Raw genomic sequence first — 11,278 nt, forward strand, 5'->3', positions numbered from 1 at the left:
GGTGGCCTGGAGGCCCTGCAAGCCGGCTCCTACAGGTTGGGGCGTTAAAAAATCCGATGTCAGACCCTGTACTAAGGAACTAGCAATCTCAGCACTGCGGGCAATTGTTGCAAGGGCGGCGGCGCCCAAGAATCTGCACCAGACCGGGAAAATTTCCCGGGTATAACAATAACCGCAGAGGCAGCCGTCATGACCCAACCCGCACGTCGCCAACCCTTCGTCTTGAGCCTGTTGCTCAGTGCCATGCTGTTGTCCGGCACCGCATTGGCCGCCGTCACCGACCAGGACATTCTCCAGGACCCCAAGAACCCGGAGCAGGTCGTCACCAACGGTCTGGGCGTCCAGGGTCAACGCTACAGCCCGCTCGACACCCTCAACGTCAACAACGTGAAAGACTTGCGGCCGGTCTGGGCCTTCTCCTTCGGCGGTGAAAAACAACGCGGTCAGCAAGCGCAACCGATGATCAAGGACGGCGTGATGTACATGACCGGCTCCTACTCGCGGGTGTTTGCGGTGGATGCGCGCACCGGCAAGAAACTCTGGCAATACGATGCGCGTCTGCCCGATGACATCCGCCCGTGCTGTGACGTGATCAACCGGGGCGTGGCGCTGTATGGCGACCTGGTGATTTTCGGCACCCTCGACGCCAAGCTCGTGGCCCTGAACAAAGACACCGGCAAAGTGGTGTGGAGCAAGAAAGTCGCCGACCACAAGGAAGGTTATTCGATCAGCGCCGCGCCGCTGGTGATCAACGGCAAACTGATTACCGGCGTGGCGGGTGGCGAGTTCGGCGTGGTGGGCAAGATCGAAGCCTACGACCCGAAAAACGGTGATCTGTTGTGGACCCGACCCACCGTCGAGGGCCACATGGGCTATGTCTACAAGGACGGCAAAGCGGTAGAGAACGGCATCTCCGGTGGCGAAGCAGGCAAGACCTGGCCCGGCGATCTGTGGAAAACCGGCGGCGCCGCCCCTTGGCTCGGCGGCTACTACGACCCGGAAACCAATCTGCTGCTGTTCGGCACCGGCAACCCGGCGCCGTGGAACTCGCACCTGCGCCCTGGCGACAACCTTTACTCGTCGTCACGCCTGGCGCTGAATCCGGACGACGGCACCATCAAATGGCACTTCCAGAGCACGCCCCACGACGGTTGGGACTATGACGGCGTGAACGAACTGGTGTCGTTCAACTACACCGATGGCGGCAAAGAAATCAAAGCCGCCGCGACTGCGGACCGTAACGGTTTCTTCTACGTGCTGGACCGCACCAACGGCAAGTTCATTCGCGGCTTCCCCTTCGTCGACAAGATCACCTGGGCCACCGGCCTCGATAAACAAGGCCGGCCGATCTACAACGAAGCCAGCCGTCCCGGCGCACCGGGTACCGAAGCCAAAGGCAGTTCGGTGTTCGTCGCCCCGGCGTTCCTCGGCGCGAAAAACTGGATGCCGATGGCCTACAACAAGGACACCGGGTTGTTCTACGTACCGTCCAACGAGTGGGGCATGGACATCTGGAACGAAGGCATCGCCTACAAGAAAGGCGCGGCGTTCCTCGGTGCCGGTTTCACCATCAAGCCCTTGAACGAAGACTACATCGGCGTGCTGCGCGCCATCGACCCGAAAACCGGCAAGGAAGTCTGGCGTCACAAGAACTTCGCGCCGCTGTGGGGCGGGGTGCTGACCACCAAGGGCAACCTGGTGTTCACCGGCACGCCGGAAGGTTTCCTCCAGGCATTCAATGCCAAGACCGGTGAGAAAGTCTGGGAATTCCAGACCGGCTCCGGCGTACTCGGCTCGCCGGTGACCTGGGAAATGGACGGCGAGCAGTACGTTTCGGTGCTGTCCGGTTGGGGCGGCGCGGTTCCGCTGTGGGGCGGTGAAGTGGCCAAGCGCGTGAAGGACTTCAACCAGGGCGGCATGCTCTGGACCTTCAAGTTGCCGAAAGACCTGGTGGCCAAGCACTAACCTCAAATCCACCACATAACCCCTGTGGGAGCGAGCCTGCTCGCGATAGCGGCTTCACATTCAACACATTGGTTGACTGACGCACCGCCTTCGCGAGCAAGCCCGCTCCCACATTGGGATTTGTGTGAAACCTACTACCAAATAACGAGAGCCCCCCCTGCCAACGGCGCATTCGTCTGGCACGCGGGGCTCTCTACTATCGGTTCATCGCCTGTTTGCCCGACAGGCATCGACCCAGACAGAGGCCCATCATGATCTACGCACAACCCGGAACACCCGGCGCCGTCGTTTCCTTCAAACCGCGCTACGGCAACTTCATCGGCGGCGAGTTCGTCGCACCGGTCAATGGCGAGTACTTCACCAACACCTCGCCGGTAACCGGTGAAGTGATCGCCGAGTTCCCGCGCTCCAGCGCCGCCGACATCGAAAGGGCGCTCGACGCCGCCCACGCCGCTGCCGATGCCTGGGGCAAAACCTCGGCGCAGGACCGCTCGCTGGTGCTGCTGAAAATCGCCGATCGCATCGAACAAAACCTCGAAATCCTTGCCGTCACCGAAACCTGGGACAACGGCAAGGCCGTGCGCGAAACCCTCAACGCCGACGTACCGCTGGCCGCCGACCACTTCCGTTACTTCGCCGGTTGCATCCGTGCACAGGAAGGCGGCGCCGCCGAAATCAACGAGCTGACCACCGCCTATCATTTTCACGAACCATTGGGCGTGGTCGGGCAGATCATCCCGTGGAACTTCCCGCTGCTGATGGCCGCGTGGAAACTCGCCCCGGCCCTGGCGGCCGGCAACTGCATCGTGCTCAAGCCTGCCGAGCAGACACCGCTGTCGATCATGGTCTTCGCCGAACTGATCGCCGACTTGCTGCCGGCCGGCGTGCTCAACATCGTGCAAGGTTTCGGTCGCGAAGCCGGTGAGGCACTGGCCACCAGCAAGCGCATCGCCAAGATCGCCTTCACCGGCTCCACTCCGGTGGGCGCGCACATCATGCATTGCGCCGCCGAGAACATTATTCCGAGCACCGTCGAACTGGGCGGCAAGTCGCCGAACATATTCTTCGAAGACATCATGAACGCCGAGCCACAGTTCATCGAGAAAGCCGCCGAAGGCCTGGTGCTCGCCTTCTTCAACCAGGGCGAAGTCTGCACCTGCCCGTCGCGTGCGCTGGTGCAAGAGTCGATCTACGAACCGTTCATGGCCGAGGTGATGAAGAAGATCGTCAAGATCAAACGCGGCAACCCGCTGGACACCGACACCATGGTCGGCGCCCAGGCGTCCGAGCAGCAATACGACAAGATTCTCTCGTACCTGAAAATTGCCCAGGAGGAGGGCGCCGAGCTGCTCACCGGCGGCGCGGCGGAACGTCTTGAAGGCGACTTGTCGAGCGGCTATTACATCCAGCCGACCCTGCTCAAGGGCCACAACAAGATGCGCGTGTTCCAGGAAGAAATCTTCGGGCCGGTGGTGGGCATCACCACGTTCAAGGACGAAGCCGAAGCCCTGGCGATTGCCAACGACAGCGAGTTCGGCCTCGGTGCCGGCCTGTGGACCCGCGACATCAACCGCGCGTACCGCATGGGCCGGGCGATCAAGGCCGGGCGCGTCTGGACCAACTGCTACCACCTGTACCCGGCGCATGCCGCGTTCGGTGGCTACAAGAAATCCGGTGTCGGCCGTGAGAACCACAAGATGATGCTCGACCATTATCAGCAGACCAAAAACCTGCTGGTGAGCTACGACATCAATCCGCTGGGGTTCTTCTAACCCCGCGCGAAACCGTGTGATGGCTTTCGCGGGCAAGCCTCGCTCCTACAGGTCAGGTGATCTGTAGGAGCGAGGCTTGCCCGCGAATGGCCGTGTCTGACACCCCGAAACACCCCCTACCAACGCACCCCACAACCTCCTTCGAAAGTAGCATTCGGGCGCCTGCCGCCCCGTGCATTAATGGTTCTACCGGAATCGTCCGGCACAAGAAGAGGAATGACCCATGTGGACTAAACCCGCGTTTACCGATCTGCGCATTGGCTTCGAAGTGACGATGTATTTCGCCAACCGCTGATCGTCCACCCGGCCAGCCGCTGCGTTGGCCGGGCCTGCCTTCTGGAGCATCGCCCATGCACATTCGCGTTCTCGGTTCCGCCGCTGGCGGTGGTTTTCCGCAGTGGAACTGCAACTGTCGCCAGTGCGCCGGTATGCGCAATGGCAGCCTGCGTGTGCAACGTCGCACGCAATCTTCCATTGCCCTGAGCGACAACGGTGTGGACTGGGTGCTGTGCAACGCTTCCCCGGATATCCGCGCGCAACTCGAGAGTTTCGCGCCGTTGCAACCGGCACGCCGCTTGCGCGACACGGCCATTGCCGGCGTGGTCCTGATGGACAGCCAGATCGACCATTGCACCGGCCTGTTGAGCCTGCGCGAAGGCTGCCCGCATTCGGTGTGGTGCACCGAGCGGGTTCATGAAGACCTGAGCAGCGGCTTTCCATTGTTCACCATGCTCAAGCACTGGAATGGCGGTTTGCAGTGGCAACCGATCGGACTCGACCGCCAGCCGTTCAGCATCGCGGCCTGCGAACAGTTGCAGTTTCGGGCCATTCCACTGGTCAGCAATGCTCCGCCGTATTCACCGAATCGGGGCAACCCACAGCCAGGCGACACCATTGGCTTGTTCATCGAAGACCGGCGCACGGGCGCTTCGTTGTTCTATGCGCCGGGCCTCGGGCAAATCGATGACGAGGTGTTGAGCTGGATGCAGCGTGCCGATTGCCTGTTGCTGGATGGCACGTTGTGGCGCGATGACGAAATGCGCGTCTGTGAAGTCGGCCAGAGCCTGGGCAGCGAGATGGGGCATCTGCCGCAGAGTGGGGCGGGCGGCATGCTGGAGGTGTTGGAGGGTTTTACTCGTCAGCGCAAGGTGCTGATCCACATTAACAACACCAACCCGATCCTCGACGAAGACTCGGCTGAGCGGGCGTTGCTGGAGCGGCGGGGGATCGAGGTGGCTTATGACGGCATGGATATTGTGCTGTAGCGGATGACGCCTTCGCGGGCAAGCCTCGCTCCTACAGAGGTATCGCAAACTTCTGTAGGAGCGAGGCTTGCCCGCGAAGGCGCCAGACCAGACACCGCAAATCCTCCAGGAGACCTGCAATGACTGATACAGCGATGAACCCCACCGAATTCGAACAGGCCCTGCGCGCCAAAGGCGCGTACTACCACATCCATCACCCGTTCCACCAAGCCATGTACGCCGGTCGCGCCAGTCGCGAGCAGATTCAAGGCTGGGTCGCCAACCGCTTCTACTACCAGATCAACATTCCGCTCAAGGACGCCGCCATCCTCGCCAACTGCCCGGACCGCGACGTGCGCCGCGAATGGCTGCAACGGATTCTCGACCACGACGGCGTGCCTGGCAGCGAAGGCGGTATCGAAGCCTGGCTGCGGTTGGGCGAAGCGGTGGGCCTGGATCGTGAGCAGATTCTGTCCCAGGAGCTGGTATTGCCCGGTGTACGTTTTGCCGTGGACGCCTACGTCAATTTCGCCCGGCGCGCCTGCTGGCAGGAAGCGGCCAGCAGTTCACTGACCGAGCTGTTCGCCCCGCAGATCCACCAGTCGCGGCTCGACGCCTGGCCAGCGCATTACCCGTGGATCGACGTCGCCGGTTACGACTATTTCCGCACGCGCCTGAGTCAGGCCCGGCGCGATGTCGAGCACGGTTTGCGCATTACCCTGGCGCACTACGTCACCGTCGAAGCTCAGCAGCGGATGCTGGAAATCCTCCAGTTCAAGCTCGACGTGCTGTGGAGCATGCTCGACGCCATGAGCATGGCCTATGAGCTGGAACGCCCGCCGTATCACACGGTGACCAGCGAACGCGTCTGGCATCGGGGGATCGCCTTGTGAGCCCGATCAATCGTGCGCAGTCACCGGCATTGCGCCGGGGTTTTCGCCTGCAGTGGGAACCTCGTCAGGACTGCCATGTGCTGCTGTACCCCGAAGGCATGATCAAACTCAACGCCAGTGCCGGGCAGATTCTCGACCTGCTGGACGGTCAACGCAGTGTGGCGGCGATCATTGATTTGCTCTCCGCGAGTTTTCCCGGTGTGCCGGGGATCGACGAGGATGTGCTGGCGTTTCTGGAGGTGGCCCATGCTCAATTCTGGATCGAATGATGCGCCGCCGGGGCCACCGCTGTGGCTGCTGGCGGAGCTGACTTATCGCTGCCCGTTGCAATGCCCCTATTGCTCAAATCCATTGGATTTCGCCCAGCAAGGCGCAGAGCTGAGCACTGACGAATGGATTCGCGTGTTTCGCGAGGCGCGTGCGATGGGCGCTGCGCAACTGGGGTTTTCCGGCGGTGAGCCGTTGGTGCGCCAGGACCTGGCGGAGTTGATCAAAGCCGCACGGGACATGGGTTACTACACCAACCTGATCACCTCGGGCATCGGCCTGACCGAGCAGAAAGTCCATGATTTCAAGGTCGCCGGGCTCGACCATATCCAGATCAGCTTCCAGGCCGCCGACGAAGCGGTCAACAACATGCTCGCCGGCTCGCGCAAGGCGTTCGCGCAGAAGCTCGCCATGGCCCGTGCGGTGAAAGCCCAGGGTTATCCGATGGTGCTGAATTTCGTCACCCACCGGCACAACATCGACCGCATCGACCGCATCATCGACTTGTGCCTGGAGCTGGAAGCGGATTTTGTCGAGCTCGCCACGTGTCAGTTTTATGGGTGGGCCGAGCTCAATCGCGTGGGCCTGTTACCGACCCGCGAGCAATTGCAGCGCGCCGAACGCATCACCAATGAATACCGCGAACGGCTTGAGGCGCAGGGCCATCCGTGCAAGTTGATCTTCGTCACCCCGGATTACTACGAAGAACGCCCCAAGACCTGCATGAACGGCTGGGCCAATCTGTTTCTCGACATCACCCCGGACGGCACGGCGTTACCCTGTCATAGCGCCCGGCAATTGCCGGTGACATTCCCCAATGTGCGCGAACACAGCATCGAGCACATCTGGAACGACTCCTTCGGTTTCAACCGCTTCCGTGGCGACGACTGGATGAAGGAACCATGCCGCTCCTGCGATGAAAAACACAAGGACCTGGGTGGCTGCCGCTGCCAGGCGTTCATGCTGACCGGCGATGCCGCCAATGCCGACCCGGTGTGCAGCAAGTCACCGCACCATGGCGTGATCCTCAAGGCTCGCGAGGAAGCCGATGCGCCGGGGCAGGGCATGGAACACCTGACCTTGCGCAATGAGAAGGCCTCCCGCTTGATCTACCGCGGATAACCCCTCCAACACACAACCCCTGTAGGAGCCGGCTTGCTGGCGATGGCGGCCGCACTGGCGACGCATAACTCGCGGGCCTCATCGCCAGCAAGCCGGCTCCTACAGGGGATCGTCAGTGAGTTTGGAATCTGACTACCCATTGGTCTGATTGCATTCACAGCCGGATGGGTTAGTGTGGTTCTTACCTTCCAAAACAATAAAAACAGGCTTTCCAATGAGCCAGAGTCTCAGCCAGCTGCGTAAATTCGTTTCGCCTGAAATCATCTTCGGTGCCGGTTGCCGGCACAACGTCGGCAACTATGCCAAGACCTTTGGCGCGCGCAAGGTCCTGGTGGTCAGCGACCCCGGCGTCATTGCCGCCGGGTGGGTTGCCGATGTCGAGGCCAGCCTGCAGGCCCAGGGCATCGATTACTTTTTGTATAGCGACGTTTCGCCCAACCCGCGTGTCGAGGAAGTCATGCTCGGTGCCGAGTTGTACCGGGAAAACCACTGCGACGTGATCGTCGCCGTCGGTGGCGGCAGCCCGATGGATTGCGGCAAGGGCATCGGCATTGTCGTCGCTCACGGGCGCAGCATCCTCGAGTTCGAAGGGGTGGACACCATCAGCGTGCCCAGCCCGCCATTGATCCTGATCCCGACCACCGCCGGCACCTCGGCGGACGTCTCGCAATTCGTGATCATCTCCAACCAGCAAGAACGCATGAAATTCTCCATCGTCAGTAAAGCGGTGGTGCCGGACGTGTCGCTGATCGACCCGGAAACCACCCTGAGCATGGACCCGTTCCTGTCGGCCTGTACCGGCATCGACGCGTTGGTGCATGCCATCGAAGCCTTTGTTTCTACGGGACACGGGCCACTGACCGACCCCCATGCGCTGGAAGCCATGCGCCTGATCAACGGCAACCTGGTGCAAATGATCGCCAACCCGACGGACATCGCCCTCCGCGAGAAAATCATGCTCGGCAGCATGCAGGCCGGGCTGGCGTTCTCCAATGCGATCCTCGGCGCGGTGCACGCCATGTCTCACAGCCTCGGTGGCTTCCTCGATTTGCCCCATGGCCTGTGCAACGCGGTGTTGGTGGAGCACGTAGTGGCCTTCAATTACAGCTCGGCGCCGGAACGCTTCAAGGTGATTGCGGAGACGTTCGGCATCGATTGCCGTGGCCTCAATCACCGGCAGATCTGCGGGCGGCTGGTTGAACATCTGATCGCGTTGAAACACGCCATCGGCTTTCACGAAACCCTCGGCTTGCACGGCGTCAGCACGGCGGACATCCCGTTCCTGTCGCAACATGCCATGCACGACCCGTGCATCCTGACCAACCCGCGTGAATCCAGTCAGCGTGATGTCGAGGTCGTCTATGGCGAAGCCCTCTGACGAGCAACAGGCGGCGCTGGCCGGCTTGCTCGGATTGGGCAGCCATTCGGCGCGCAAGAGCCATTACCCGGAACTGGCCGCCCGCCTGGAAGACCTGGAAACCGAGCGCAATCGCTACAAGTGGTTGTTCGAGCACGCGGTCTACGGGATTTTCCAGGCCAGCCTCGACGGCGGCATGCGGGCAGCCAACACGGCGCTGGCACGCATGCTCGGCTATCAGGACCCGCAAGACGTGATGTTTTCCAAGGCAGACCTGGCCAGCCAGCTGTTCGTCGGCGGTGAGCAGGAGCTGGAAAACATCGGCGAGATCCTTCGGCATCAAGGCAGCCTGCATGGTTACGAAACCCAGTTGCGCCGCCAGGACGGCAGCAGCGTCGATGTGCTGATGAACCTGTTGCTCAGGCCCGATAAGGAACAACTGGTGGAGGGGTTTGTCGCCGACATCACCGAGCGCAAACAGGCCCAGCAACGGTTGCAACAGCTCAATGACGAACTGGAGCAACGCGTCACCGCACGCACCGACGAATTGCTCGAAGCCAACCGCAACCTGCAGCAACAGATCACCCAGCGTAAACAGATCGCCGAAGCCTTGCGCGATGCCCGTGATGCCGCCGAGGCCGCCAATCGCAGCAAGGACAAATACCTCGCCGCCGCCAGTCATGACCTGCTGCAACCGCTGAACGCTGCGCGTTTGCTGATTTCGACCTTGCGCGAGCGCAAACTGCCGGACGTCGAGCAGGTACTGGTCGAACGCACGCATCAGGCCCTGGAGGGGGCGGAGGATTTACTCACTGATTTGCTGGACATCTCCCGGCTCGATCAAGCGGCGGTCAAACCGGATGTCGCGTTGTACCGCCTCGATGAATTGCTCGGGCCGCTGGTGTCGGAATTCCAGTCAGTGGCCGACGCGGCCGGGCTGCGCTTGCGCGTGCACATGGGCGATTACGCCATTCGCACCGACCTGCGCCTGATGACGCGCATCCTGCGCAATTTCCTCAGCAACGCTTGTCGCTATACCGACGAGGGCAGCATCCTGCTCGGCGCCCGGCGTCGCGGTGACAGGCTGCGTCTGGAAGTCTGGGACACCGGGCGCGGGATCCCGGCGGATCGCCTCGACTCGATCTTCCTTGAGTTCAATCAACTGGACGTCGGCCGTGCCGCCGACCGCAAAGGTGTGGGGCTGGGGTTGGCGATCGTCGAGCGCATTGCCAAGATTCTCGACTACCGGGTCCAGGTGCATTCGCTGCCGGGACGCGGCTCGATGTTCAGCATTGAGGTGCCGATTTCCCGTGAGGTTCCGTTACCCATCAGCCTCGCGGCGCCGCAGCCGGGCACGGGCAATCCGCTGCCAGGCCGGCGTTTGCTGGTGCTGGACAACGAGGTCAGCATTCTGCAAAGCATGAGCGCGCTGCTCGGGCAATGGGGTTGCGAAGTGGTCACCGCCACCGACGAAGCCTCGGCGCTGGCCGCGTTGCAGGGCCACGCGCCGGAGCTGATTCTGGCGGATTACCACCTCGATCATGGGGTGGTGGGGTGTGAGGTGGTCCGGCATTTGCGCGAGCATTTCAGCCAGACGATTCCGGCGGTGATCATCACCGCCGACCGCACCGATCAGTGCCGCCGCTCCTTGCAGCGACTGGATGCGCCGTTGCTGAACAAACCGGTGAAACCCGGCAAGTTGCGTGCGGTGCTGAGTCAGCTGTTGGGGTAGGCGCGGTATTGCAGGCTGAAACCCAGCTCGGCGGATTGACCTTGTTCCAGCAGCACCAGTCCCGGCCGACCGGGCAAGTGGTGCGCATTGACTGGATGGCTCACCGGTTCGATGCAGAAAAAACCCAGGTCCACCGGGCAGTACAGCAGGAAGTAATCGCTGCCGCTGGCCTGGCATTCCAGTTCATAACCGAGGTCGGGTTGCTGGATCAGGCAATGGCCATCCCATTGGCAGAAACCGTTGTCGACCAGCGTGTCGGGCAGGGCCTTGAGCTGGCGAAAATCCCACTCGGCAGGCAAAGGACCGAGTCGGGTCGGCAGTTTCGAGGCGTCGCACCACCACACCTGCTCAGCCTTTGCCTGCAACCGAGTGCCGGCGGTACGCGGCAAGTACGGATGCAGCCCCAAACCATGCCACGCGGCGCGCTCGGCCAGATGCGTGACGTGCAACCCGATGCTCAGTTTGCCCTGGCTCAAATGAAAACGCTGCCGGGCGCGATAGGCGAACGGCCTGATGCTGTCGAGTTGCAGGACGACTTCATCACGGGTCTGCGAAACCACCTGCCACGGTTGTTGCCAGGCGCTGCCGTGAATCGGCAGGGGATCAGTGAGGCTGTTGGGCTCGAGCGCGAGCCAGCCGTCCGGGCGATCGAAACCACCGTCGGAAATACGGTTGGACCATGGCACCAGCGGAAAACAGCCGAGCTTGCCCGGTAGACCGGTGTTCAGCGCGTGCGCGTCACTGTGGCGCAACAGCGGCTGGCCCGAACTGTTCACGGTCCAGTTGACGATGCTGCCACCGGTTTCGGGGGCGAGGGTGAGGTGGGTGAATTCGTCTTCGAGTTCGAGCAGTGTTGGCGTCATGGTGACCTGCGAAATCAATGAATGCGTGGACTATCCGTAGGAGCCAGGCTTGCCGGCGGAGGC

At 61.8% G+C, this 11,278-nt stretch carries 10 protein-coding genes; 9 read left to right on the plus strand and 1 reads right to left on the minus strand.

The features are described 5' to 3' along the window. Window positions 1-189 precede the first annotated feature (189 nt). From ACM6IO_RS25450 to ACM6IO_RS25490, 9 genes are all read left to right on the plus strand, one after another. The gene (locus ACM6IO_RS25450; RefSeq protein ID WP_223435878.1) at window positions 190-1,965 is read left to right on the plus strand and encodes a PQQ-dependent methanol/ethanol family dehydrogenase; all 1,776 of its coding nucleotides are present in this window, start codon (window positions 190-192) and stop codon (window positions 1,963-1,965) included. A 251-nt stretch (window positions 1,966-2,216) separates the two neighbouring features. Then, window positions 2,217-3,737: an aldehyde dehydrogenase family protein gene (locus tag ACM6IO_RS25455; protein WP_008024867.1), complete on the plus strand. Its 1,521-nt coding sequence runs from the start codon at window positions 2,217-2,219 to the stop codon at window positions 3,735-3,737. A gap of 223 nt (window positions 3,738-3,960) precedes the next feature. Then, a complete protein-coding gene (pqqA, locus tag ACM6IO_RS25460; RefSeq protein ID WP_003253598.1) occupies window positions 3,961-4,032 on the plus strand; it encodes a pyrroloquinoline quinone precursor peptide PqqA in 72 nt (23 codons plus the stop codon). Between the two features lie 55 nt (window positions 4,033-4,087). Beyond that, on the plus strand, window positions 4,088-5,002 hold the full coding sequence (gene pqqB, locus ACM6IO_RS25465; protein ID WP_414912468.1) for a pyrroloquinoline quinone biosynthesis protein PqqB: 915 nt from the start codon (window positions 4,088-4,090) through the stop codon (window positions 5,000-5,002). Between the two features lie 119 nt (window positions 5,003-5,121). Further along, entirely contained in the window at window positions 5,122-5,874 is a 753-nt protein-coding gene (pqqC, locus tag ACM6IO_RS25470; protein WP_192227446.1) for a pyrroloquinoline-quinone synthase PqqC, read from the plus strand. After that, window positions 5,871-6,143 (plus strand): pyrroloquinoline quinone biosynthesis peptide chaperone PqqD, encoded by a 273-nt coding sequence (gene pqqD / locus ACM6IO_RS25475; RefSeq protein ID WP_008024861.1) that lies wholly within the window; start codon window positions 5,871-5,873, stop codon window positions 6,141-6,143. Before pqqC ends, pqqD begins: the two co-directional genes overlap by 4 nt. Next, window positions 6,121-7,263: a pyrroloquinoline quinone biosynthesis protein PqqE gene (gene pqqE / locus ACM6IO_RS25480; protein ID WP_192227447.1), complete on the plus strand. Its 1,143-nt coding sequence runs from the start codon at window positions 6,121-6,123 to the stop codon at window positions 7,261-7,263. Before pqqD ends, pqqE begins: the two co-directional genes overlap by 23 nt. A gap of 214 nt (window positions 7,264-7,477) precedes the next feature. Next, a complete protein-coding gene (ercA, locus tag ACM6IO_RS25485; protein WP_008024858.1) occupies window positions 7,478-8,641 on the plus strand; it encodes an alcohol dehydrogenase-like regulatory protein ErcA in 1,164 nt (387 codons plus the stop codon). Then, a complete protein-coding gene (locus ACM6IO_RS25490; RefSeq protein WP_008036767.1) occupies window positions 8,625-10,352 on the plus strand; it encodes a NahK/ErcS family hybrid sensor histidine kinase/response regulator in 1,728 nt (575 codons plus the stop codon). The genes ercA and ACM6IO_RS25490 overlap by 17 nt, the downstream gene beginning before the upstream one ends. Here the strand turns inward: ACM6IO_RS25490 and ACM6IO_RS25495 are convergent. Further along, on the minus strand, window positions 10,337-11,215 hold the full coding sequence (locus tag ACM6IO_RS25495; protein WP_192227448.1) for an aldose 1-epimerase: 879 nt from the start codon (window positions 11,213-11,215) through the stop codon (window positions 10,337-10,339). The genes ACM6IO_RS25490 and ACM6IO_RS25495 overlap by 16 nt on opposite strands. Between the last annotated feature and the right edge of the window lie 63 nt (window positions 11,216-11,278).

Source organism: Pseudomonas sp. IT-P44 (assembly GCF_949768225.1).
Classification (GTDB): domain Bacteria; phylum Pseudomonadota; class Gammaproteobacteria; order Pseudomonadales; family Pseudomonadaceae; genus Aquipseudomonas; species Aquipseudomonas migulae.